The organism is Geodermatophilus sp. SYSU D00766 (assembly GCF_054049915.1).
Window position 1 is genome coordinate 1 of the sequence record NZ_JBJGYI010000050.1, and the last position, 23,492, is coordinate 23,492.

The window sequence follows — 23,492 nt, forward strand, 5'->3', positions numbered from 1 at the left end:
CGCGAGGTGTGGGCCGGGCCCGGGCTCCATTAGAGGGTGCCCTGCGGGCCCGCCCCCCCCCCCCCGGGGGGGCGGGCCGGCCGCCCGCGTCCGGGTGAGGGAGGACGGCCTCTCGCGTCGGGGTGAGCCAGGCGGCGGTTCAGGCCGGGGCGAGGCGGCGGCAGTCGGGGCACACGTCCTCGGAGCCCAGCCCGCGGCGGCCCGCCCACGAACCCTGGACGACGGCGACCGGCGTCCCGCAGGCGGCCACCCACGGCGGCGGCCCGTCGGCGGCCTCCCGGGGCACCGCGTGCGCCCGGCTGCTCTCCTGGTCCCGGCCGGCGGCGTACCCGCCCGCTGCGCTCGTCACCGCCGCAGTCTCGCCGACCCCGTCGGGACCCCGCCCCGGGGCGGCCGCCAGCGGGCGCGCCGGAGCGCCGGACGTGACCTGCGACACGCCCGACGAGACCGCCCGGTACCGGTGTGTGGTTGGCTCCGCGCACCCCGCCCCCAGCAGGCGGGGGCCCGTCCGACCGAGCTCCCTGCGGAGGCACCCATGACCCGGCTGCGCCGGACCGCCCTCACCCTCGGCGCCGCGGCGGCGCTGGCCCTGACGACCGCCCCGGCGGCCGGCACGGTCGACGCCGCCGCCCCGTCCGCCGGCGCCGCGGAGGCGTGCACCGACGTGCACACCGACGACGTCGGCTCCGGCACCGAGGAGGCCCGCGTCCGCCCCGGGGCCACCCGCGCCGAGCCCAACGCCGTCTCCACCCACCAGGCCGCCGCGCTGGGCAACCCGAAGACCCGCCCGGTGCTCGAGGCCGGCTCGGTCACCGTCCCCACGGTCTTCCACGTCATCAGCGCCGAGCCCGTCGACGAGGCCCGCTTCGACGCGCTCATCGCCGCGCAGGTCGACGTCCTCAACGACGCCTACGCCGGCGAGGGCGCCGCGGCGGGCTCGCCGGCGACGCCGTTCGTCTTCACCTACGACCCCGAGCAGACGACGTACACCGTCGACGCCGCGTGGGCGAGCCTGGTGCCGGGCAGCAAGGAGGAGCGGGCCGCCAAGTCCGCGCTGCGCGTGGGCGGCCCGGAGACGCTCAACGTCTACGTCGCCTCCATCGGCGGCGGGCTGCTCGGCTACGCGACCTTCCCGCAGAAGGCCAAGGGCGGGCAGCTGTGGGCCGACGGCGTGGTGATCCTCGACGAGTCGATGCCCGGCGGCACCGCCGAGCCCTACGACCAGGGCGACACCCTCACCCACGAGGTCGGCCACTGGCTGGGGCTGTTCCACACCTTCCAGGGCGGCTGCTCCGGCCCCGGCGACTACGTGCCCGACACCCCGGCCGAGGCCCTGCCCGCCTTCGAGTGCGAGGCCGACGCCGGCCGCGACAGCTGCCCGCGCGACCCCGGGACCGACCCGATCACCAACTTCATGGACTACACCGAGGACTTCTGCATGAACACGTTCTCGGCCGGCCAGGTCGCCCGGATGAGCAACGCCTGGGAGGCCTACCGGGCGCCGTCGGCGGCCTGACCGCCGCACCGCCTCCTCTCACCGGCACGCCGCCCGCGGGGTCCCCCCGCGGGCGGCGTGCGTCGTCCGGGCCCCGTCGTGCTCCCGGCCGCCGGGGTCTTGCCGTGCGGTGACGTCGCGGGGCAGGGTTGTGACCGAGACCACACCCCTGACGACCCCGGGAGGTCCCCGTGCCCGAACCCGACCAGGACGGCCACCGCGCGGGAGCCCGCCGTGGGTAGGGAGGTGTCCCCGGCGCCCGCCCCGCGCGAGGCGAGCCGGGTCCGCAACGTGGCGCTGGTCGGCCGCTCGGGCGCCGGCAAGACCACCCTCGCCGAGGCGCTGCTGGCCGCGACCGGCACCCTGCCGCGCGCCGGCCGCATCGAGGACGGCACCACCTGTCTCGACAGCGACGAGGTCGAGGTCCGCCAGCAGCGCTCGGTGACCCTCGGGGTGGCCACCGTCGAGCACGACGGCGCCCGGATCACCTTGCTCGACACCCCCGGCAGCCCCGACTTCGTCGGCGAGCTGCGCGCCGGGCTGCGCGCCGCCGACGCCGCCCTGTTCGTCGTCTCGGCAGTCGGCGGGGTCGACGCGGCGACCGTGCAGCTGTGGGAGGAGTGCGCGGCGGTCGGCATGCCGCGCGCCGTCGTCGTCACCCAGCTCGACCGGCCGCGCGCCGACGTCGAGGAGACGGTGCGGCTGTGCCAGACCGTCCTCGGCGCCGGCGTCTACCCGGTCCACCTCGTCGACCGCGGTCCCGACGGCTCGGTGCAGGGGGTGGTCAACCTGCTCGAGCCCGGCGCGCAGGCCCCCGACGCCGACCGGCTCCGCAGCGAGCTCATCGAGGGGATCATCGGCGAGAGCGAGGACGAGGCGCTCATGGAGCGCTACCTCGCCGGCGACGAGCTGGTGCAGGGCGACCTGGTGAACGACCTCGAGACCGCCGTCGCCCGCGGCCACTTCCACCCCGTGCTGTGCGCCGCCCCGCTGCAGGGCATCGGCCTCGACGCGCTGCTCTACCTGATCGTCAACGGCTTCCCGTGCCCGATGGAGCACGGCTGCCCGCCGGTGTCGCGCCCCGACGGCTCCCCGGCCCCGGCGCTGGCCTGCGACCCCGACGGCCCGCTGGTCGCCGAGGTCGTCAAGACCACCACCGACCCCTACCTGGGCCGGGTCTCCCTGCTGCGCGTGTTCTCCGGCACCCTCACCCCCGACACCCCGGTGCACGTCTCCGGGCACGGCGGCGCCGACCGGGGCCACCCCGACCACGACGTCGACGAGCGGATCGGCGCCATCTCCTCCCCGCTGGGGTCGACGCTGCGCCCGGTCGCGTCCTGCCCGGCCGGCGACGTGTGCGCGGTGACCCGGCTGACCTCCGCCGAGACCGGCGACACCCTCTCCGCACCCGGCGACCCGCGGCTGGTCCCGCCGTGGGACCTGCCGGTGCCCCAGCACCCGGTCGCGGTCGAGGCCGCCTCCCGCGCCGACGAGGACCGGCTCGGCCCGGCGCTGGCCCGGCTGGCCGCCGAGGACCCGACGCTGCGCGTCGAGCGCTCCCGCGACACCGGCCAGCTGCTGCTGTGGTGCGTCGGGGAGGCGCACGGCGAGGTGCTGCTCGAGCGGCTGCGCACCCGCCACGGCGTCGCGGTGACCACCGTCCCGGTGCGGGTGCCGATGGTGGAGACGCTGGCGGGGCCGGCGAAGGCCACCGGCCGGCTGGTCAAGCAGTCCGGCGGGCACGGGCAGTACGCCGTCGTCGTGGTGGAGGCCGAGCCCGGCCCGCCCGGGTCGGGCATCACCTTCGCGCAGCGCGTCGTCGGCGGGGCGGTGCCCAGCCAGTACCACGGCAGCGTGGAGAAGGGGATCCGCACGCAGGCGGCCAAGGGGGTGCACGACGACCGGCCGCTGGTCGACGTCGCCTTCGTGCTCGTCGACGGCAAGGCCCACTCGGTGGACTCCTCCGACGCCGCCTTCCAGTCCGCCGGCGCGCTGGCCGTGCGCGAGCTGGCGGCCGCGGCCGGCACCAAGGTGCTCGAGCCGTGGTGCGAGGTGGCGGTCGTCGTCCCCGGCGAGCACGTCGGCGCGGTGATGAGCGACCTGTCCTCCCGCCGCGCCCGGGTCACCGGCAGCGACGCCGACCCCGACCGCGACCGCACCACCGTCCGCGCCGAGGTGCCCGAGATCGAGCTGCTCGGCTACGCCGGGGCGCTGCGCTCGGTCAGCCACGGCACCGGCTCGTTCAGCCGCCGTCCGCTCGGCCACGAGCCGGCACCGGCGTCCCTGGTCGCCGTCCCCGCCTAGTCGTCGGGCCCCCGCCGCGAGGGTGTGAGTGGCGGGGGGCAGGGGAGGTGCTGGAACGGCCCCGCTGCAGGGGCCCGCCGCGAGCGTGCGAGTGGCGGGGGGCAGGGGAGGTGCTGGAACGGCCCCGCTGCAGGGGCCCGCCGCGAGCGTGCGAGTGGCGGGGGGCAGCGGGGTCCTTCGACTAGCCTCGGGCACGGTGTGCAGCGGGGTGGAGGAGCAGTGACGTCGTCGCAAGGGTCGTCGGCCGCGGTCCCGGCGTCCCCCGGCCGGACGGCGCCGGGGACCCCGGGAGCCGACCGCAACGAGCTGCCCGACCGCGTGTGGACCCTCCCCAACCTCCTGTCGGTGCTGCGGCTGCTCGGCGTGCCGGTGTTCCTGTACCTGCTGCTGGGGCCCGAGGCCGACGGGTGGGCCGTCGTCGTGCTCATGGTCTCCGGGGTCACCGACTGGGCCGACGGCAAGCTCGCCCGCCTGCTCGGCCAGTCCAGCCGGCTCGGCGCGCTGCTGGACCCGGCCGCCGACCGCCTCTACATCGTCGCCACGCTGATCGCCTTCGTGCTGCGCGACGTCGTCCCGCTGTGGGTGGTCGCCGTGCTCGTCGGCCGCGAGGTCGTCCTCGGCGTCATGCTGCTGGTGCTGCGCCGCCACGGGTACCCGCCGCTGCAGGTGCACTACCTGGGCAAGGCGGCCACCTTCATCCTGCTCTACGCCTTCCCGCTGCTGCTGCTGGCCGACGGTGGCGGTGCCTGGGCGTGGGTGCAGCCGGTCGCGTGGGCGCTGACCATCTGGGGCGGGGTCCTCTACGTGCTGGCCGGCGTGCTCTACGTGGTGCAGGTGGTCGGGCTGGTGCGCGCCGAGCGGGAGGCGGCGGGCGCGGAGGCCCGTCCCGCGCCGTGACCACCGCCCGGCGCGCGGGCGGCCCGCGCTCGATGGGCGCCTCGCTGCTCGACCAGGTGCTCGCCGAGACCCTCGACCCCGCCTACGCCCGCGCGGCCGAGGCCCGCCGGGCGCGCGCGGCGGCCGGGGCGCCCGACCGGCCGGCCCGGCGCCGCGTCGGCCCGCTCGCCGTCGCCGCCACCATGGCGGTCGCCGGCCTGCTGGCGGCGGTCACCTACGACCAGGCCGCCACCGGCGCCGAGGGCCGCGAGCAGGTCCGCGCGGAGCTGGTCGACGAGATCCAGGTGCAGTCGGCCACCGCCGACGACCTCACCGCCGAGCTCGAGCGGCTGCGCGACGAGGTCACCGGGGCCCGCGCGGACGCGCTGGCGGCCAGCGCCGGCGGCCAGCGCGCCATCGACGACCTGCACGCCGCCGAGCTCGCCGCCGGGCTGGTCGCCGTCAGCGGCCCCGGCCTGGTGGTCACCCTCGCCAACGCCGAGCCCGACGCCGACGCCGACCCGGTGGGCGGTGGCACCCAGGACGACGCCCGCGGTCGGGTCCAGGACGGCGACCTGCAGCTGGTGGTCAACGCGCTGTGGGCCGCCGGCGCGGAGGCGGTCGCCATCAACGGCCAGCGGCTCGGGCCGACGTCGGCGATCCGCTTCGCCGGGGAGGCGGTCCTCGTCGACTTCCGCCCGGTCACCAACCCCTACCTCGTCAGCGCGATCGGCGACCCGGACGACCTCCGGTCGCAGTTCCTGGCCAGCCCGGAGGTCGGCGCGCTCGCCGCCATCTCCGAGGTCTACGGCCTGCGCTTCGAGTTCGCCCAGGAGGACGAGCTGTCCGTGCCCGCCGGGGGGACCCCCGAACTGCGCTCCGCCACCCCCGCCGACGACGGTGCGACGGGGGACTGACCGGTGATCCCCGTCATCGGGCTGGCCGTCGGCATCGTCCTCGGCCTCGTCCTCGACCCGACCGTCCCGCTGTGGCTGCAGCCCTACCTGCCGATCGCGGTGGTCGCCGCGCTCGACGCGGTGTTCGGCGGCGCCCGCGCCTCCCTCGACGGGATCTTCGACGCCAAGGTGTTCGTCATCTCGTTCGTGTCCAACGTCGTCGTCGCCGCGCTGATCGTCTTCCTCGGCGACCAGCTGGGGGTGGGCGCGCAGCTGTCGACGGCCGTGGTGGTCGTGCTCGGCATCCGCATCTTCGGCAACGCCGCGGCCATCCGCCGGCACCTGTTCCGGGCATGACCGGCACCCCGCCCCCCGACGCCGCCGTCCCCGACGACGGCGCGCCCGACGACGTGCCGCGGCGCGCTCCCGCCGACGCACCGCCCGCGGACCCCGCCCCTGACGCCCCGGCACCCGAGGTCCCGGCACCCGAGGTCCCGGCACCCGAGGTCCCGGCACCCGAGGTCCCGGCACCCGCGGTCCCGGCACCCGAGGTCCCGGCCGCCGATGTCCCGGCCCCTGCTGTCCCTCCGCCGGCCGACGGCGCGCGGCCGCGGCGGCGCCGGTCGCTGGTCGCGGGGTCCCTCATCGCCGTGCTCACCGCGCTGCTCGGCTTCGCGATCGCCGTCCAGGTGCGCAGCACCGACACCGGGCAGGCGCTCGAGGGCGCCCGCGAGGAGGAGCTGGTCGCCATCCTCGACGACCTCGACAGCGAGGAGGACCGGCTGCGCGCCCAGATCGCCGACCAGCGCGGCGCGCTGCGCGAGCTGTCCGACACCGACAGCCGGTCGGCCGCCGCCCTCGAGGACGCCCGCTCCCGCGCCGACGCCCTCGCCGTCCTCAACGGCACCGTTGCCGCCGAGGGGCCGGGTCTGGTGATCACCGTCCGCGACCCGGAGGGCCGGGTGCGGGTCGCCGACCTGCTCGACGCCGTCCAGGAGCTGCGCGGCGCGGGCGCGGAGACCATGCAGATCGACGGCGTCCGGGTGGGCGTGTCCACCGCCGTCACCGGCACCCCGGGCGACCTGCGCGTCGACGGCCGGCCGGTGACCGCGCCCTACGAGATCGTCGTCATCGGCTCGGCGGCCGACCTGCGGACGGCGATGAGCATCCCCGGCGGCGTGGTCGACCGGGTCGGCCGGCAGGGCGGCAGCGTGGACATCGAGCAGCGCGACCGGGTCGTCGTCGACGCGTTGCGGCCCCTCGACGAGCCTCAATACGCTCAGCCCGACCCCGGCGACTAGAGCCCCGCGGCCCCGCGGCGCCGGCACCCCACCCGATCGGAGACGAGGCCGCATGACCACCCCTGACGACCGCCGCTACACCGACCAGCACGAGTGGGCGCTCGTGCAGGGGAGCGGAGGTGCGGGGACCGTCGTCCGGGTCGGCATCACCGACCACGCGCAGGACGCCCTGGGCGACATCGTGTTCGTCCAGCTGCCCGCGGTGGGGGAGGAGGTGGGCCCCGGCAACCCGATCGGCGAGGTGGAGTCCACCAAGTCCGTCTCCGACGTGTACTCGCCGGTGGCCGGCACCGTCTCGGCGGTCAACGAGGCGCTCACCGACGCCCCCGAGACGGTCAACGCCGACCCCTACGGGGACGGCTGGCTGGTCGAGATCACCGTCGCCGGGGACGGCGGCGACCCCACCGCCGACCTGCTCGACGCGGCCGCCTACCAGGCGCTGGTCGACGCGTCCTGACCGCCCCCCACCGCCGTCGGCCGCCCCCGGACGATCACTAGACTGCCCCCGGAGCCGGCCCCCGGCCGGGCCGATGGGGCTGCTGTGACGACACCTCGACGTCCGGTTGACCCTCGGGACGACCGCTGGTTCCATGACCAACGGCCCGCCGTGCGACGCGCGGCGGCCGACCCACGACGGCACCGACCGGACCGTCGTCCGCCGGCCGCCCGCGGCAGGAACGCTCGCGGCGGTGCCCCCTGCACCGGAGGAGAACAGACGTGCACTGCACTCGTTGTGGCCACGACAACCCCGAGGGCAGTCGCTTCTGTGCGCAGTGCGGCGCCGCCCTCTCCCAGGAGCGGGTCGGCGAGTCGACCAGCGTGATCCCGAAGGTGGGCGGCGAGGACACCGGCGACGTCCCCGAGGTCGTCGAGCCCGGCGCCGACGCCCACGCCGGCGCGGTGGAGTCCCTGCCGGCCGGGTCGGCCCTGCTGGTGGTCAAGCGCGGCCCGAACGCCGGCAGCCGCTTCCTGCTCGACCAGGACGTCACCACCGCCGGGCGGCACCCCGACAGCGACATCTTCCTCGACGACGTGACCGTCAGCCGCCGGCACGTCGAGTTCCACCGCGAGGGCGGCGGTTTCTCGGTGCACGACGTCGGCAGCCTCAACGGCACCTACGTCAACCGCGAGCCGGTCGACGTCGCGACCCTGGCCGGCGGTGACGAGGTGCAGATCGGCAAGTTCCGCCTCGTCTACCTGACCGGCCCGCGCACCGGCGAGCCCGCCGGCCGCTGACGCGGGCGCGCTGATCCGGTGCCGGGAGCGCCTGCCGGCGCGTCCGGGGACGGCGTCGCCGACGTCCGGACCCCGCGCCTGACGATCGGGGCGGTGCTGACCGCGCTGCGCGACGACTTCCCCGACGTGACCATCAGCAAGATCCGGTTCCTCGAGAGCGAGGGGCTGGTCGCTCCGCAGCGGACGCCGTCGGGGTACCGGAAGTTCTCCCGGGCCGACGTCGACCGGCTGCGGTACGTGCTCACCGCGCAGCGGGACCACTACCTCCCGCTGCGGGTGATCAAGGAGCACCTCGACGCGCTCGACCGGGGGCTACCGGTGCCCGGCACCGGCAGCCCCGCGGTGCAGGCCCCCGGGCCGTCGCCGGCGGCCGCGTCGGTCCCGGACGCCCCGGCGGACGCCGGGACCGACGCCGACGCGCCCCTGGACGCCGCCGAGTTCGCCCGCGCCGCCGGTCTCGAGCCAGGGCAGCTGGCCGACTGCGTGCAGTTCGGCCTGCTCGCCCCCGACGCCGACGGGCGGCACCCGGCCGGCGACCTGCCCATCGCCCGCGCCGCCGCCGGGCTGGCCCGGCACGGCATCGAGCCGCGGCACCTGCGGGTGTTCCGCACCGGCGCCGAGCGGGAGGCCGGGCTGGTCGAGCAGCTGGTCGCCCCGGTGCTGCGCTCGCGCGCCGAGGACGCCCGCGCGCGGGCCGCCGACAAGCTCGCCGAGCTGTCGGCGCTGTCGGCGCAGCTGCACCGCGCCCTGCTCGAGGCGCGCCTCCGGGACCTCCTGCGCCCGTGACTCCGGGCGTACGGTGGACACCGCCGCCGGGCCCGCCCGCTCCGGTGCGCACCGGTGTCCACCCGTACCGCCGCAGCTGAGGGAGCAACACCGTGCAGGAACTCAGAGTCGTCGGGGTCCGGGTCGAGCTGCCCGGCAACCAGCCGATCCTGCTGCTCAAGGAGACGGAGGGGGAGCGGTACCTCCCCATCTGGATCGGTGCGGTGGAGGCCGCTGCCATCGCCTTCGAGCAGCAGGGGGTCCGGCCTGCGCGGCCGATGACCCACGACCTGCTGCGCGAGGTGGTGCGCGCGCTCGGCGCCACCCTCGAGGCGGTCAACATCACCGAGATGCGCGACGGCATCTACATCGCCGAGCTCGTCTTCGGCGACGACCGCGTGGTCAGCGCCCGCCCGTCGGACGCCGTCGCCCTGGCCGTGCGCACCGGGGCGCCGATCTTCGGCGCCGAGGAGCTGCTCGACGAGGTGGGGATCGAGATCCCCGACGAGCAGGAGGACGAAGTCGAGAAGTTCCGCGAGTTCCTCGACCAGATCTCGCCGGAGGACTTCGGCGCGGGCTCGGGCTCCGGCGGGGCCTGACCGTCGCGTGGCGGGTGGGACCCCACTCGTCCCGTTCGTCACACGCGTCCCGTGCGTCGTGCGCCGACTGGAGTCCGGCGCCGGTCCTGCCGATACCACCCGGTCGGGGTGAGTGCTGCGACACGCCGCCCGCGTCAGTTGACCGCCCTGGGGGCCCGGCTTACGGTCGCGGACAACACCGGTGTGATCCGAGGGGAAGCGGATCGGACCGGGACGGCCGTCGCGCCCGCGACGGCACGCGAAGGAGGACCGCTGACGTGAGCGACCAGAGCGAGGGCTCCCAGGGTCAGCTCTTCAGCGACGCCGCCGTGGGGGCGACGGACTACGACGAGGTCGACACCGACCTCGTCGGGTACCGCGGCCCGACGGCGTGTGCCGCCGCCGGGATCACCTACCGCCAGCTGGACTACTGGGCCCGTACCGGCCTGGTCGCCCCCTCGGTCCGCAGTGCGACCGGCTCGGGCACCCAGCGGCTGTACTCGTTCCGCGACATCCTGGTGCTGAAGGTGGTCAAGCGGCTGCTCGACACGGGGGTGTCGCTGCAGAACATCCGCAGGGCCGTCGACCACCTGCGCAACCGCGGGATCAAGGACCTCGCCAACGTCACGCTGTTCTCCGACGGGGCCACGGTCTACGAGTGCACGTCGGCCGAGGAGGTCGTCGACCTGCTCGCCGGCGGGCAGGGCGTCTTCGGCATCGCCGTCTCCGGTGCGCTGCGCGAGCTGTCCGGTGAGCTCGCCGAGCTGCCCGCCGAGCGGCTCGACGGCGCCCCGCTGCACGCCGCCGACGACGAGCTGGCGATGCGCCGCGCACGCCGCGCCCAGCCCGCCTGACCGCAGCCGCCGCTCGCCGATGATCAGGTGACCTGGTCGTCGGGCGTCCTCCCTCACGGTGGGACGTGCGGGAGGACGCCGCACGATCAGGGACCCTGATCATCGCGCGCCCCGACCCGGCGCCGTCGCCCCGCCTCGACCCGGCGCCCCGCCCCGACCCCTGACCACGCGCGCTGATCGGCGCCCGCCGGCGCGGGGGTGCGGCGGCCCGCTGGTAGCGTCGTGGCAATGGCGGACGCTGCTGCTGGCCCCCTCCCGTCACTGCGCGCACTGAGCCCCGCGGGCTCGTTCGCCGCCCGGCACATCGGCCCCCGCGCCGGCGAGACCGCCGCGATGCTCGAGGCCGTCGGGTACGACTCGTTGCAGTCACTGGTCGACGCGACCGTGCCCGAGGCGGTGCGCGACCGCGACGCGTTGAGCCTGCCGCCGGCCGCCGACGAGGCCGCCGTCCTCGCCGAGCTGCGCGAGCGCGCCGCGGCCAACGAGGTGTTCACCTCGATGATCGGGCTGGGCTACTCCGGCACGGTCACCCCGGCGGTCATCCAGCGCACCATCCTGGAGAACCCCGCCTGGTACACCGCCTACACGCCCTACCAGCCCGAGATCAGCCAGGGCCGGCTCGAGGCGCTGCTCAACTTCCAGACGATGGTCGCCGACCTCACCGGCCTGCCCGTGGCCGGCGCCTCGATGCTCGACGAGGCCACCGCCGCCGCCGAGGCGATGACCCTGGTCCGCCGGGCCGGCCGCGCCAAGCCGGGCGCGGTGTTCGTCGTCGACGCCGACACGCTGCCGCAGACCCTCGCGGTGCTGCGGACCCGCGCCGAGCCGCTCGGCATCGGCCTGCACGTCGCCGACCTGTCGCAGGGCTGGCCGGCCGACCTGCCCGAGGCCGGCGCGTTCGGCGTCCTGCTGTCCTACCCCGGCGCCAGCGGCGCGGTCCGCGACCACCGGGCGCTGGCCGAGGCGGCGCACGCCGCCGGCGCGTCGGTCGTCGTCGCCGCCGACGTCCTGGCGCTGACCCTGCTCGAGGCGCCCGGCGCGTGGGGGGCCGACGTCGCCTGCGGCAGCACCCAGCGCTTCGGCGTCCCGCTGGGCTACGGCGGCCCGCACGCCGGCTACCTGTCGGTGCGCGAGGGCCTGGCCCGCCAGCTGCCCGGCCGGCTGGTCGGGGTGTCGGTCGACGCCGACGGCGACGTCGCCTACCGGCTGGCGCTGCAGACCCGCGAGCAGCACATCCGCCGGGAGAAGGCGACGAGCAACATCTGCACCGCCCAGGTGCTGCTGGCGGTGATGGCCGGTGCCTACGCCGTCTACCACGGCCCCGAGGGGCTGACGGCGATCGCCGCCCGCGTGCACCGCAGCGCGCTGGCGCTGGCCGGGTGGCTGCGCGCCGGTGGCGTCGACGTCGTCCACGAGGCGTTCTTCGACACCGTGCAGGCGCGCGTCCCCGGCCGGGCCGACGACGTGGTCGCGGCCGCCGCCGCCCGGCGGGTCAACCTGCGCCGCGTCGACGCCGACACCGTGGCCGTCGCCTGCGACGAGACGACGACGCCGGCGGTGCTGCGGCTGGTCGCCGAGGCCTTCGGGGTCGCCGCGGAGGAGTCGGCGCTCGACGACGACGGCCCCGACGCGCTGCCCGACGAGCTGCGCCGCCGCACGCCGTTCCTCACCCACCCGGTCTTCTCCGCGCACCGCTCGGAGACGGCGCTGATGCGCTACCTGCGGTCGCTGTCGGACAAGGACCTGGCGCTGGACCGCACGATGATCCCGCTGGGCTCGTGCACGATGAAGCTCAACAGCGCCGTGGAGATGGCCGCGATCAGCTGGCCGGAGTTCGCCGGGGTGCACCCCTTCGCGCCGGCCGGGCAGGCCCGCGGCTACCGGCAGCTGATCGACGAGCTGTGCACCTGGCTGGCCGAGATCACCGGCTACGCCGCGGTCAGCGTGCAGCCCAACGCCGGCTCGCAGGGCGAGTTCGCCGGGCTGCTGGCCATCCGCGGCTACCACGCCTCCCGCGGGGAGTCGCACCGCGACGTCTGCCTCATCCCGAGCTCGGCGCACGGCACCAACGCCGCCAGCGCGGTCATGGCCGGCATGCGGGTGGTCGTGGTGGCCTGCGACGAGGCGGGCAACGTCGACGTCGCCGACCTGCGCGCGAAGATCGACCAGCACGCCGGGCGGCTGGCCGCGATCATGATCACCTACCCGTCGACGCACGGGGTGTTCGAGACCGACATCCGCGACATCTGCGCGGCGGTGCACGACGCCGGCGGGCAGGTCTACGTCGACGGCGCCAACCTCAACGCGATGGTCGGGCTGGCCCGTCCGGGGCGCTTCGGCTCCGACGTCAGCCACCTCAACCTGCACAAGACGTTCTGCATCCCGCACGGCGGCGGCGGGCCCGGCGTCGGCCCGATCGGCGTCCGGGAGCACCTGGTGCCCTTCCTGCCCGGGCACCCGCTGGCCGACACCGGCGGGCAGGGCCCGGCGGTGTCCGGCGCGCCGTTCGGCTCCGCGGGCATCCTGCCGATCTCGTGGGCCTACCTGCGGCTGATGGGACCCGACGGGCTGCAGCGGGCCACCGAGCACGCCGTGCTGGGCGCCAACTACCTGGCCGCCCGGCTGCGGGAGCACTACCCGGTGCTCTACACCGGCGCCGGCGGGCTGGTCGCCCACGAGTGCATCCTCGACATCCGGCCGCTGACCCGGGCCACCGGCATCACCAACGACGACATCGCCAAGCGGCTGGTCGACTTCGGGTTCCACGCGCCGACGATGAGCTTCCCGGTGGCCGGCACGCTGATGGTCGAGCCCACCGAGAGCGAGGACCTCGCCGAGCTCGACCGGTTCGTGGAGGCGATGGTGGCCATCCGCGGGGAGATCGAGCAGGTGGCCACGGGGGAGTACGACCGCGAGGACAACCCGCTGCGCAACGCCCCGCACACGCTCAAGATGCTCACCGGCGAGTGGGCGCGGCCCTACCCGCGGTCGACGGCGGTCTTCCCCGTGCCGCGGCTGGCCACCCGCGGCTACCTCGCCCCGGTGCGGCGGATCGACCAGGCGTTCGGCGACCGCAACCTGGTGTGCTCCTGCCCGTCCCCGGCGGCCTTCGCCGAGCCGGAGCCCGCGCACGCGCCGCGGACGCACGTCCCCGACCGCGGCGAGGGCGCCCCCGACGACCTCGGCACCGCCGCCGACGTGGTGGGCGCGGGCCGGGCCTGAGCGCGGCCCCCGTGACACGGGTACCGGCCGGTTCCGACCTCCGGAGGGTGCGGCAGGTCACCGCGCCGGTGGATCATGCAGCCATGGCGGCCACGACGCGGCGACGGGTCCGGACGACGGGTGCGGCGCTGGCCGCCGCGGCGCTGCTGACGGCGGGCTGCGCGGGCTCCGACGAGCTGGCACCGGCCGCGGCCACCGACGAGAGCTCGACGCCGGCGCCGTCGCCGACGCCGCAGACCTCCCCGCCCGCGACCTCGGCGCCCGGGAGCTCCGCGCCGGGGACCTCGGCGCCCGGCACGTCGGCACCGGAGGCGTCGGTGCCGGGGACGTCGGGCACCCCGTCGGCCACGCCGGCGCCCCCGCCCGACGCGGGAGGCTCCGGTGAGCTGGACGACCGGCTGCTGCCCGCCTCGGCGTTCGGCGAGGACGCGACCGTCGTCGGCATCACCCTCGACCAGCTCGGCGCCGGCTCCGGCTGGGGTGGCTGGGGAGGGTGGGGCGGCTGGCCCGGCCCCTGGTACGACAGCGACCAGGACGGCGACGGCGACGACGACTGGGCCGGTGAGGTGACCGTGGAGCCGGCCGGCTGTCAGGCGGCCCTGGAGGCCATGCCCGCCCTCGGCGACCAGCTCGACGGCCTGGCCGTCGCCTCGCAGGCCGCCCGCACCCCGCAGACGCAGACCGTGCAGGTGCTGGCCGAGTCCCCGCAGCTCGAGGGGCTGCCGCTGCCCGTCGACGAGCTGCTGGCCCGGTGCTCGTCGATCACCACGACCGGCCCGTGGGGCGGGAGCACGACCGTGCAGCTGACCCGCCTGGACGTGCCGCAGCTGGGCGACCGCAGCGCCGGCGTGCAGTTCACCGTCGCGCCGGCCGGCGAGGAGAGCCACAGCGTGCTGGTCGGCTTCGTCGTCGACGGGTCCCGCGGGCTGCTGCTGGCGCAGAGCGCCGCGCCGGACGCGGCCGAGCCCGACCCGGCGGCGTTCACCGCCCTGCTGGGCGAGGCCGCCGAGGCCGCGGCGGGCTGACCGGATCGGGCGGTCGGGTCCGGCGGTCGGGTCAGGCGGAGACCAGGCCGGGGGACCGCCACTGGTGGTGGTCGGCGACCGCGCGGCCGTCGGGCAGCAGCTCGCCGTCGTCGTCGAACAGGACGACGCCGTTGCACAGCAGGCTCCAGCCCTGCTCGGGGTGGCTGCTCACGACGGCGGCGAGGTCACGCGCGTCGCTGGTGGCGTCGGGGCAGGGGGTCGTGTGTACGCACATCAGGAGGACTCCCGATCGGGCCGGCTCACGCCGGGTCTACGTGCAGTGAGCGTCCGGTCACCGGACGTCTCCGAGTGTGCGCCCGCCCCTCCGGTGTTCCGAGTGACGAATCCCACGACCTGACCCGTTCGGGTCGTCAGACCTCGCCATGGCGGAGGCCGCCGGTGGCGCGGACCATGCCGCCGGCGCGATGGCCGAGGTGCCGACCACTTCTCTCTACCGTTATCCCCAACTCGGCCACGCCCGGACTCGGTAGCCTGGTCGGGGAGGGGGAGCAGCGAGGAGAGGGACGCCGCCCGGTCAGAGCTTGCGGAGCAGGATCCGGCGCACCGAGTGGCCGGCGGACTTCTGCAGCACCAGCCGCGCCCGCGACCGCGTCGGGGCGATGTTCTGCCGCAGGTTCGGGCCGTTGACCGCCGCCCAGATCGACAGCGCGGTGGCGCGGGCGTCGTCGTCGCTGAGGTCGGCGTAGCGGTGGAAGTAGGCGGAGGTGTCGGCGAAGGCGGTGCGGCGCAGCGCGAGGAACCGCTCGACGTACCACTGCTGGATGTCGCTCTCCGCGGCGTCGACGTAGACGGAGAAGTCGAAGAAGTCCGAGAGGAACACCTCGGGCACCCGGCCGTCGTCGCGGCGGCCGGCCTGCAGCACGTTGAGCCCCTCGAGCACGAGGATGTCCGGCCGGTCGACGGCCTGCCGCTGCCCCGGCACGACGTCGTAGGACGAGTGGCTGTACACCGGCGCGCTGACCTGGCCGCGGCCGGACTTCACGTCGGCGAGGAACCGGACCAGCGCGCGGCGGTCGTAGCTCTCGGGGAAGCCCTTGCGGGTCAGCAGCCCGCGGGCCTCCAGGACGGCGTTGGGCCACAGGAACCCGTCGGTGGTGACGAGGTCGACGCGCGGCGAGCCGGGGCCGGCGGCCAGCAGGGTCTGCAGCAGCCGGGCGGTGGTGCTCTTGCCAACGGCGACGCTGCCGGCCACCGCGATGACGTAGGGGACCTTCGCGGTGGTGTCCCCGAGGAAGCGGTTCTGCGCCGCCCACAGCCGCTGGCTGGCGGTGACGTGCAGACCCAGCAGCTCGGCCAGCGGCAGGTAGACGGTGGCGACCTCGTCGAGGTCGATGCGGTCGCCGAGGCTGCGCAGCGCCTGCAGGTCGGCCTCGTCCAGCGGCAGCGTGCGGGAGCCGGCGAGGGCTCGCCACGCGTCGCGGTCGAAGGCCGCGTAGGGCGAGATCGAGGGCCGGGTCCCTGCCGTCACGCCGTCCATCGTGCCGCCCGGGTCCCGCCGGCCCGACCGCCGGGTCACCCCGACAGGGGGAAGGACCCCGGTCCGGCGCGGGGCACGCGCATAGGGTGCCGGTGTGCCGACCCGCCCAGGGCTGCTCGACCGCGTCGAGCGGTACGCCGCCGCCGCGCCGCTGCCGGACGCGCGCCCGGTGCCGGCCGGGGCGCTGGACGTGCCGCTCGGCCCGCCGGCCTGGCCCTACCCCGCCCGCCCGCGGCCGGGCGCCGGTGCCGTGAGCGCCGAGGACGTGCGCGCCGCCGCCGCGCTGCAGGAGCAGGCGGGGCTGCCCGCGGCGGTGGAGTGGATCGTGCAGCGCACCCCGTCGCTGGACGCCGCCGCCCGCCGCGCCGGCCTGCTGGTGTCGCACTTCCCGCTGCTGGTGGTCGACGACCCGGTGGAGGTGCTGCTGCCCGCGGGCGTCCGGCTCTACGTGGTGGGCGCCGAGGACCCGGCGCTGCCGCACTACCAGCACCTGCTCGAGACCGGCTTCGCCGCCCACCACGACGACGACCCCCAGGACGGCTCCGACGACGGGGCCGACGAGGAGACCCTCCCGGAACCCCGCGCGGCGGTGCTGCGCGAGCGGGTCGCCTCGGGCCGGACGGTGGTCATGGTGGCCATCGAGGACGGCGAGCCGGTGGGCGTGGGCTCGCACCACCCGGTCGACGTCGACGGCACCGAGATCAGCGAGATCGTCGGCGTGGCGAGCTCCCCGCGGCGACGCGGCCGGGGTGTCGGCGCGGCGCTGGCCTCCGCGCTGGTGGCGCAGGCCGCCGAGACCGCCGACCTGGTCTTCCTCACCGCCGGCGACGACGACGTCGCCCGCGTCTACGAGCGGGTCGGCTTCGCCTGGCTGGGCTCGACCGGGGTCGCCGCCCGCCCGCCGGAGCGGCCGCACGGCTGACGCCCGGCGGCGTCCCGACCCGTGCGAGGGCCGGGACGCCGGGGCGGTCAGTCCTGGGTGTAGGTGACCACGAGGGTCGCCCGGGCCAGCGTGTGGCCGAACAGGTTGAAGCCGTGGAACGCGGGGCTGGCGTCGGCGGGCACGCCCATGTCCTCGGTGTCGAGGGCGTGCACCACCACGTAGTAGCGGTGCGGGCCGTGGCCGGCGGGCGGCGCGGCGCCGACGTACCCGGGGAAGCCGGCGTCGTTGCGCAGCTGCCGGGCGCCGGCCGGCAGGCCCGACCCCTCCTGGTCGCCGGCACCGTGGGGCAGCTCGGTCACCGAGGCGGGCAGGCCGGTGACCACCCAGTGCCAGAAGCCGCTGACCGTGGGGGCGTCGGGGTCGAAGACGGTGACGGCGAACCCGCGGGTCTGCTCGGGGAAGCCCGACCACGACAGCTGCGGGGACCGGTCCTCCCCGCCGGCGCCCATGACGCCGCTGACGTGCGGCATGGGCAGCACCTCGCCGTCGCGCAGGTCGGTGCTGGTCACCGTGAACGACGGGACGGGCGGCAGGAACTGGTACGGGTCGGGGGGAACGGGCCGGTCGGCCACGGGCGGTCCTCTCCTCGGGTGGACGGGCGGTGCGGGGCACTCCGCGCCGAGCCCAGGCTGCCGACTGCGCGCCCGCCCCGCGACCGGGGGCCGGACGTCTCGACAGGTCAGCGGCGCGACGCGCCGGTAGCGTCGCAGCGTGCTCGGACTCCCCGACGGCATCCGCGCCTGTCTCTTCGACATGGACGGCGTCCTCACCCGGACCGCCACGGTGCACATGGCGGCCTGGAAGCGCACGTTCGACGAGTTCCTGCGCGCCACCGAGCCGCAGGCCCCGCCGTTCACCCAGCTGGACTACAACCGCTTCGTCGACGGCAAGCCGCGCGCCGACGGCGTCCGCGACTTCCTCGCCAGCCGCGGCATCACGCTGCCCGAGGGCACCCCCGACGACCCGCCGGCCGCGCAGACGGTGCACGGCATCGGCCGCCGCAAGAACGAGCTGCTCCTCACCGAGCTCGCCGAGCACGGCGTCGAGGTCTACCCCGGCTCGATGGCCTACCTGCGCGCGGCCAAGGAGGCCGGCCTGGCCACCGCCGTCGTCACCGCCTCGGCCAACGGCGAGCAGGTGATCGACGCCGGGGGGTTCGCGCAGTACATCGACGCCCGCGTCGACGGGGTGGTGACCGCCCGCGAGGGGCTGCGCGGCAAGCCCGCGCCCGACACGTTCCTCGCCGGCGCGCGGGCGCTGGGCGTGGAGCCCGCCGCCGCCGTGGTGTTCGAGGACGCGCTGGCCGGTGTGGCGGCCGGTCGCGCGGGGCACTTCGGGTACGTCGTCGGCGTCGACCGCGTCGGGCAGGCCGACGCGCTGCGCGAGAACGGCGCCGACGTCGTGGTCACCGATCTGGACCAGCTGCTGGGGGACCGCACCGCGGAGGGAGACACCAGGTGACCGAGGGGCGCCCCAGCTTCCCGATCGAGCCGTGGTCACTGACCGAGATCGGTCTCGACCACGCCTCGCTCGGCGTGCACGAGTCGGTGTTCACCCTGGCCAACGGGCACATCGGCATGCGCGGCTCGTTCGAGGAGGGCGAGCCGATCGTCGTCCCGGGCACCTACCTCAACGGCTTCTTCGAGGAGCGGCCGCTGCCCTACGCCGAGGCCGGCTACGGCTTCCCCGAGCAGGGCCAGACGGTCGTCAACGTCACCGACGGCAAGCTGATCCGGCTGCTGGTCGGCGACACCCCCTTCGACCTCGACTACGGCGAGATCGTCGAGCACCGCCGCACCCTCGACCTGCGCCGCGGGGTGCTGCGCCGGGTCACCGAGTGGCGCTCGCCCAACGGCCGGGTCGTGAAGGTCACCAGCACCCGGCTGGTGTCGCTGCGCCGCCGCTCGATCGCCGCGATCGAGTACTCCGTGGAGTGCAGCGACGACCGCGGCGACCTCTACGTGGCGCTGCAGTCGGACCTGCTGGCCAACGAACCGGTCGACAGCGGCAGCGAGAGCGACGACCCCCGCGCGGCGGCCGCGCTGCGCCGTCCGCTGGTCAAGGAGATGGCCGTCGCCCGGATGCAGCGGGCGGTGCTGGTGCACCAGACCCGCCGCAGCAAGCTGCGCATCGCCGCCGGCATGGACCACGTCGTCGACGTGCCCGACTCGGTCACCGAGGACATCGAGGCCGGCGAGGACCTCGCCCGCTACACCCTCGCCGCGCGGCTGCCGCAGGGCTCCACCCTCAAGCTGGTCAAGTACCTCTCCTACGGCTGGAGCTCGCGCCGCTCGGCCGCGGCGCTGCGCGACCAGGTGGAGGGGGCGCTGGCCACCGCGAAGCTGGCCGGCTTCGAGCGGCTGCTGCGCGAGCAGAAGGAGGTGCTCGACTCGCACTGGTCGCTGGCCGACGTCGAGATCGAGGGCGACGACGAGCTGCAGCAGGCGGTGCGGGTCGGCGCCTTCCACCTGCTGCAGGCCTCGCTGCGCGCCGAGCGCCAGCCGATCCCGGCCAAGGGGCTCACCGGCCCCGGCTACGACGGGCACACCTTCTGGGACACCGAGACCTACGTGCTCCCGGTGCTGACCTACATCGCCCCCGACGCCGTCCGCGACGCGCTGCGCTGGCGGCACTCCACCCTCGACCTGGCCCGCGACCGGGCCCGCGAGCTCGGCCGCCGCGGCGCGGCCTTCCCGTGGCGCACCATCCGCGGGGAGGAGACCTCGGGCTACTGGCCGGCGGGGACGGCGGCCTTCCACATCAACGCCGACATCGCCGACGCCGTCGTGCGCTACCTGCACGCCACCGGCGACGAGGAGTTCGACCGCGACTTCGGCGCCGAGCTGCTCATCGAGACCGCCCGGCTGTGGGCGTCGCTCGGGCACTTCGACGCCGAGGACGGGTTCCGCATCGACGGGGTGACCGGCCCGGACGAGTACACCGCCGTCGTGGACAACAACGTCTACACCAACCTCATGGCGCAGCGGAACCTGCGGGAGGCGGCCGCGGCGGTCGAGCGGCACCCCGACGTCGCCGGGCGGCTGCAGGTCAGCGAGGACGAGGTGACGCTGTGGCAGCGGGCCGCGCGCATGATGCGGGTGCCCTGGGACCCGCGGCTGAGCGTGCACATGCAGTCGGAGGGGTTCACCCACCACGAGGAGTGGGACTTCGCCGCGACCCCGCCCGACCACTACCCGCTGCTGCTGCACTACCCGTACTTCGAGATCTACCGCAAGCAGGTGGTCAAGCAGGCCGACCTGGTGATGGCCCTGCACCTGCGCGGGGACGCCTTCACCCACGAGGAGAAGGTCGCCGACTTCGCCTACTACGAGGCCCGCACGGTGCGCGACTCCTCGCTGTCGGCCACCCAGCAGGCGGTCGTGGCCGCCGAGACCGGGCACCTGGAGCTGGCCTACGACTACTGGGGCGAGGCGGCGCTGACCGACCTGCAGAACCTGCACGGCAACGCCGGGCACGGGCTGCACATCGCCTCGCTGGCCGGCGGCTGGACGGTCGCCGTCGCCGGGTTCGGCGGCATGCGCGACCACGACGGCCGGCTGCTGTTCGCCCCGCGGTTGCCCTCGCGGATCACCGGGCTGCGCTTCCGGCTGGCCTACCAGGGCCGCATCCTCGAGGTCGCCATCGGCCGGGAGCAGACCACCTACCGGCTGCACGAGGGCGAGCCGCTCGACATCCACCACCACGGCCGGCGGGTGACCGTCGACGAGGGCGACACGGTGCTGGACAACCCGCCGCCGCCGGAGGTGGCCCCGGTGACCCAGCCGCCGGGCGCGGCGCCCCGCCGGCGCGGCAAGGGCCAGCGCGACTAAGCGAGGACGCGGGCCAGGCGGGTGACGGCCTCGTGCAGGCGGCCGGGCGGGGAGGCGGCGTAGCCGAGCACCAGGCCCGGCGGGCCGGGCCGCACCCGGTGCCAGGACAGCGGGTGCACCAGCACGCCGGCCTGCCGCGCGCGGGCGGCCAGCTCGGTGTCGTCGAGCCCGGGCCGCCCGGGCAGGGTGAGCAGCAGGTGCAGCCCGGCGGCCACCCCCTCCACCCGGGCGGCGGGCAGGTGCTCGCGGACGGCGGCGACGACGGCGTCGCGGCGGGCCCGCTGCCGGGCGCGGACCCGGCGCAGGTGCCGGTCGTGGGCGCCGCTGGTCAGCAGCTCGGCCAGGACCAGCTGCGGCAGCACCGGGCTGCCGAGGTCCATGGCGTGCCGGGCGGCGACCAGGTCCGCGTGCAGGTGCGCCGGGGCGGCCAGCCACCCCAGCCGCATCCCGGGCGCCAGGCTCTTCGACGTGCTGCCGGTGTGCAGCACCGACCCGGGCGCGGCGGACTGCAGCGCGGGCACCGGCGCGCGGTCGTAGCGGTGCTCGGCGTCGTAGTCGTCCTCGACCACCAGCCCGCCGCGCTCCCGCGCCCAGGCCAGCACCGCGCGCCGGCGCCCCGGCGCCAGCACCACCCCGGTGGGGAACTGGTGGGCGGGCGTCAGCAGCACCGTCGGCACGTCCGTGGCGGCGAGCGCGTCGACCACCAGCCCGTCGCCGTCGACGGGGACCGGCACCGGGTCGACGCCCCAGTGCGCCATCGCGTCCCGGGCGCCGCGCGACCCGGGGTCCTCCACGGCGATCCGCGGCGCCCCGCCCGACCGGGCGCGCAGCACCGACGCCAGCAGCGTCAGCGTCTGCGCCACCCCGGCGACGACGACCAGCTCGTCGGCGCCGGCCCGCAGCCCGCGGGTGCGGGCCAGCCACGCGGCGAGCACCGCCCGCAGCCGCGGGTGGCCGCGCGGGTCGCCGTAGCCGAGGTCGGCGTCTCCGGCGCCGCTCAGCACTGCCCGCTCGGCGCGCAGCCAGGTGGCGCGGGGGAAGGCGGCGAGGTCGGGCACACCGGGGGAGAGGTCGATGTCGACGCCCTCGGGTGCCCGCACCGGCAGCCGTGGCGCGGCGCCGTCGCCGGGGAATGCCTCGGACACGGCAGCGGACACGGGAGCGGCCCGGGCGGTCCGGAATCCCGGCGCGGGGCCGGCGACGACGGTGCCCGACCCGGTCCGCGCCACCACCAGCCCCTCGTCGGCCAGCCGGCGCCACGCCTCGACGACGACCCCGCGGGAGGTGCCGAGCTCACCGGCCAGCACCCGGGTCGGGGGCAGCGCCGCACCCGGGGCCAGCCGCCCGTCGGCCACCGCGGCACGCACCCGGTCGACCAGCCAGGTGGTCAGGCCCTGCGGCGGCGCCTCCTCGCGGCGCAGCTGCAGGAAGTCCGCGCCGCCGTCGTCCCGTGCTCCGGATCGGTCCACTCCACCTCGTCCCCATCGGACCTGTCCACCGGTCCACCGCGCGCCCAGGGTGGCACCGTGACCGCCCACCCGGACAGCCCCCGACCCGACAGCCCCCGGCCCGACAGCTCCGGCGGCACCGTCCGCGCGGCGGTGCCCGGTGCCCTGGCGATGACCTTCGTCGGGGGCAGCGTCGCGGTCTCGGGGCTGCTGGGGTCCGCCGAGGACGCCACCGCGCAGGCCGTGCGCTACGCGGCCGCCTGCGCGCTGCTCGTCGTGCTGGCGCGGGCCGCGGGCCGGCCGCTGCGGCGCCCGCGCGGCGCCGAGTGGGGCTGGCTGCTCGGCGTCGCCGGCACCGGGCTGGTGCTGTTCAACGTCGCCCTCGTCGAGGGGGCGGTGCACGCCGAGCCGGCGGTGCTCGGGGTCGCCGTCGCCAGCGTGCCGCTGCTGCTCGGGGTGGCCGGACCGCTGCTGGAGGGCCGCCGGCCGCGCCCGCGGGTGCTCGTCGCGGCCGTCGTCGTCACCGCCGGGGCGGCACTGGTGCAGGGGCTCGGGCGCGCCGACAGCACCGGCCTGCTGTGGGCGCTGGTCGTGCTGGCCTGCGAGGCGGCGTTCACCCTGCTGGCCGTCCCGGTGCTGGGCCGGCACGGCCCCTGGGGGGTGTCGGTGCACACGACCTGGCTGGCCGCGCTCGGCTTCGCCGTCCTGGGGCTGACCACCGAGGGGCGCGGCGCGGTCCTGCGCCTGGGGCCGGCGGAGCTGCTCGCCGTCGGCTACCTCGCCGTCGGCGTCACCGCGGTCGCCTTCGTGTTCTGGTACGCGACGGTCACCCGCCTCGGCGCCGGCCGCGCCGGGCTGCTCACCGGCATCGCACCGGTCGCCGCGGCCGCCACCGGTGTGCTGCTCGGCGGGCCGCTGCCGACCCTGCCGGTGTGGGCCGGCGTCGCCGTCGTCGCCGCCGGGCTGCTGCTGGGGATGGGCGCCGGCGACCCGGTCAGCGCAGCAGCAGCCACCAGGCGGCCAGCGCGAGCGCGGCGAGGTCGACGAGCAGGAACAGCCCGACCCACAGCAGCGCGGGCAGGCCGGTGAGCCGGGCCAGCTGGTCGGCGTCGGAGTCCGGGGGGGGGGGGGGGGGGGGGGGGGGGGGGGGGGGGGGGGGGGGGGGGGGGGGGGGGGGGGGGGGGGGGGGGGGGGGGGGGGGGGGGGGGGGGGGGGGGGCGG

At 76.5% G+C, this 23,492-nt stretch carries 22 protein-coding genes and 1 pseudogene; 17 read left to right on the top strand and 6 right to left on the bottom strand.

All coding sequences use genetic code 11. The features are described 5' to 3' along the window. Positions 1–139: 139 nt before the first annotated feature. Positions 140–349 carry a hypothetical protein gene (locus ACI8AD_RS22790; RefSeq protein ID WP_456872812.1) on the bottom strand — a complete coding sequence of 70 codons (210 nt, stop codon included), beginning with the start codon at positions 347–349 and terminating at the stop codon, positions 140–142. Between the two features lie 186 nt (positions 350–535). On the opposite strand from ACI8AD_RS22790, the gene ACI8AD_RS22795 reads away from it, so the two are divergent. From ACI8AD_RS22795 to ACI8AD_RS22855, 13 genes are all read left to right on the top strand, one after another. Continuing rightward, positions 536–1,516 carry a zinc metalloprotease gene (locus ACI8AD_RS22795; protein WP_456872813.1) on the top strand — a complete coding sequence of 327 codons (981 nt, stop codon included), beginning with the start codon at positions 536–538 and terminating at the stop codon, positions 1,514–1,516. 213 nt (positions 1,517–1,729) lie between these two features. Continuing rightward, positions 1,730–3,799 carry an elongation factor G-like protein EF-G2 gene (locus tag ACI8AD_RS22800; protein ID WP_456872814.1) on the top strand — a complete coding sequence of 690 codons (2,070 nt, stop codon included), beginning with the start codon at positions 1,730–1,732 and terminating at the stop codon, positions 3,797–3,799. 219 nt (positions 3,800–4,018) lie between these two features. Further along, positions 4,019–4,696 (top strand): CDP-alcohol phosphatidyltransferase family protein, encoded by a 678-nt coding sequence (locus ACI8AD_RS22805; RefSeq protein WP_456872815.1) that lies wholly within the window; start codon positions 4,019–4,021, stop codon positions 4,694–4,696. Continuing rightward, positions 4,693–5,592 carry a DUF881 domain-containing protein gene (locus tag ACI8AD_RS22810; RefSeq protein ID WP_456872816.1) on the top strand — a complete coding sequence of 300 codons (900 nt, stop codon included), beginning with the start codon at positions 4,693–4,695 and terminating at the stop codon, positions 5,590–5,592. Before ACI8AD_RS22805 ends, ACI8AD_RS22810 begins: the two co-directional genes overlap by 4 nt. A gap of 3 nt (positions 5,593–5,595) precedes the next feature. Then, entirely contained in the window at positions 5,596–5,928 is a 333-nt protein-coding gene (locus tag ACI8AD_RS22815) for a small basic family protein (RefSeq protein WP_456872817.1), read from the top strand. After that, positions 5,925–6,872, top strand: a complete 948-nt coding sequence (locus ACI8AD_RS22820) for a DUF881 domain-containing protein (protein WP_456872818.1) — start codon at positions 5,925–5,927, stop codon at positions 6,870–6,872. Before ACI8AD_RS22815 ends, ACI8AD_RS22820 begins: the two co-directional genes overlap by 4 nt. A gap of 52 nt (positions 6,873–6,924) precedes the next feature. Further along, on the top strand, positions 6,925–7,329 hold the full coding sequence (gcvH, locus tag ACI8AD_RS22825; protein ID WP_089403837.1) for a glycine cleavage system protein GcvH: 405 nt from the start codon (positions 6,925–6,927) through the stop codon (positions 7,327–7,329). A 260-nt stretch (positions 7,330–7,589) separates the two neighbouring features. Next, positions 7,590–8,108 (top strand): oxoglutarate dehydrogenase inhibitor Odhl, encoded by a 519-nt coding sequence (odhI, locus tag ACI8AD_RS22830; RefSeq protein WP_176449933.1) that lies wholly within the window; start codon positions 7,590–7,592, stop codon positions 8,106–8,108. Between the two features lie 18 nt (positions 8,109–8,126). After that, positions 8,127–8,894, top strand: coding sequence for a transcriptional regulator FtsR (gene ftsR, locus ACI8AD_RS22835; RefSeq protein WP_456872819.1), 768 nt, complete (start codon positions 8,127–8,129; stop codon positions 8,892–8,894). Positions 8,895–8,986: 92 nt separating this feature from the next. Continuing rightward, a complete protein-coding gene (locus ACI8AD_RS22840) occupies positions 8,987–9,472 on the top strand; it encodes a bifunctional nuclease family protein (protein WP_456872820.1) in 486 nt (161 codons plus the stop codon). Between the two features lie 257 nt (positions 9,473–9,729). Next, a complete protein-coding gene (locus tag ACI8AD_RS22845) occupies positions 9,730–10,305 on the top strand; it encodes a MerR family transcriptional regulator (protein ID WP_456872821.1) in 576 nt (191 codons plus the stop codon). Between the two features lie 228 nt (positions 10,306–10,533). Beyond that, a complete protein-coding gene (gene gcvP, locus ACI8AD_RS22850; protein WP_456872822.1) occupies positions 10,534–13,527 on the top strand; it encodes an aminomethyl-transferring glycine dehydrogenase in 2,994 nt (997 codons plus the stop codon). An 83-nt stretch (positions 13,528–13,610) separates the two neighbouring features. Then, entirely contained in the window at positions 13,611–14,552 is a 942-nt protein-coding gene (locus ACI8AD_RS22855; protein WP_456872823.1) for a hypothetical protein, read from the top strand. Between the two features lie 31 nt (positions 14,553–14,583). Here the strand turns inward: ACI8AD_RS22855 and ACI8AD_RS22860 are convergent, their stop codons facing one another. Both ACI8AD_RS22860 and coaA read right to left on the bottom strand, forming a co-directional pair. Then, positions 14,584–14,787, bottom strand: coding sequence for a DUF5999 family protein (locus ACI8AD_RS22860; RefSeq protein WP_456872824.1), 204 nt, complete (start codon positions 14,785–14,787; stop codon positions 14,584–14,586). Positions 14,788–15,087: 300 nt separating this feature from the next. Further along, positions 15,088–16,050, bottom strand: a complete 963-nt coding sequence (gene coaA / locus ACI8AD_RS22865) for a type I pantothenate kinase (RefSeq protein WP_456872830.1) — start codon at positions 16,048–16,050, stop codon at positions 15,088–15,090. A gap of 94 nt (positions 16,051–16,144) precedes the next feature. On the opposite strand from coaA, the gene ACI8AD_RS22870 reads away from it, so the two are divergent. Then, positions 16,145–16,972: a GNAT family N-acetyltransferase gene (locus ACI8AD_RS22870; protein ID WP_456872825.1), complete on the top strand. Its 828-nt coding sequence runs from the start codon at positions 16,145–16,147 to the stop codon at positions 16,970–16,972. Between the two features lie 47 nt (positions 16,973–17,019). Here ACI8AD_RS22870 and ACI8AD_RS22875 read toward each other — a convergent pair whose 3' ends face one another. Then, positions 17,020–17,565, bottom strand: a complete 546-nt coding sequence (locus ACI8AD_RS22875; RefSeq protein WP_456872826.1) for a YbhB/YbcL family Raf kinase inhibitor-like protein — start codon at positions 17,563–17,565, stop codon at positions 17,020–17,022. 139 nt (positions 17,566–17,704) lie between these two features. On the opposite strand from ACI8AD_RS22875, the gene ACI8AD_RS22880 reads away from it, so the two are divergent. Both ACI8AD_RS22880 and ACI8AD_RS22885 read left to right on the top strand, forming a co-directional pair. After that, positions 17,705–18,454, top strand: coding sequence for an HAD family hydrolase (locus tag ACI8AD_RS22880; RefSeq protein ID WP_456872827.1), 750 nt, complete (start codon positions 17,705–17,707; stop codon positions 18,452–18,454). Further along, positions 18,451–20,823: a glycoside hydrolase family 65 protein gene (locus ACI8AD_RS22885; RefSeq protein ID WP_456872828.1), complete on the top strand. Its 2,373-nt coding sequence runs from the start codon at positions 18,451–18,453 to the stop codon at positions 20,821–20,823. Before ACI8AD_RS22880 ends, ACI8AD_RS22885 begins: the two co-directional genes overlap by 4 nt. On the opposite strand, the gene pdxR is transcribed toward ACI8AD_RS22885, so the two are convergent. Further along, entirely contained in the window at positions 20,820–22,292 is a 1,473-nt protein-coding gene (gene pdxR / locus ACI8AD_RS22890) for a MocR-like pyridoxine biosynthesis transcription factor PdxR (protein ID WP_456872829.1), read from the bottom strand. The two genes, ACI8AD_RS22885 and pdxR, sit on opposite strands and share 4 nt — an antisense overlap. A gap of 150 nt (positions 22,293–22,442) precedes the next feature. Here pdxR and ACI8AD_RS22895 point away from each other — a divergent pair. Next, positions 22,443–23,231, top strand: a pseudogene (locus tag ACI8AD_RS22895) (DMT family transporter); the annotation flags it as partial. A gap of 34 nt (positions 23,232–23,265) precedes the next feature. Here the strand turns inward: ACI8AD_RS22895 and ACI8AD_RS22900 are convergent. Continuing rightward, entirely contained in the window at positions 23,266–23,370 is a 105-nt protein-coding gene (locus ACI8AD_RS22900; protein WP_456872831.1) for a hypothetical protein, read from the bottom strand. Positions 23,371–23,492 lie beyond the last annotated feature (122 nt).

What these genes read in the sequence shown, in the direction of transcription:
- ACI8AD_RS22795 (WP_456872813.1), top strand. Translation starts at nt 536, where the DNA reads ATGACCCGGCTGCGCCGGACCGCCCTCACCCTCGGCGCCGCGGCGGCG.
- ACI8AD_RS22820 (WP_456872818.1), top strand. Translation starts at nt 5,925, where the DNA reads ATGACCGGCACCCCGCCCCCCGACGCCGCCGTCCCCGACGACGGCGCG.
- gcvH (WP_089403837.1), top strand. Translation starts at nt 6,925, where the DNA reads ATGACCACCCCTGACGACCGCCGCTACACCGACCAGCACGAGTGGGCG.
- gcvP (WP_456872822.1), top strand. Translation starts at nt 10,534, where the DNA reads ATGGCGGACGCTGCTGCTGGCCCCCTCCCGTCACTGCGCGCACTGAGC.
- ACI8AD_RS22855 (WP_456872823.1), top strand. Translation starts at nt 13,611, where the DNA reads ATGGCGGCCACGACGCGGCGACGGGTCCGGACGACGGGTGCGGCGCTG.
- ACI8AD_RS22860 (WP_456872824.1), bottom strand. Translation starts at nt 14,787, where the DNA reads ATGTGCGTACACACGACCCCCTGCCCCGACGCCACCAGCGACGCGCGT.
- coaA (WP_456872830.1), bottom strand. Translation starts at nt 16,050, where the DNA reads ATGGACGGCGTGACGGCAGGGACCCGGCCCTCGATCTCGCCCTACGCG.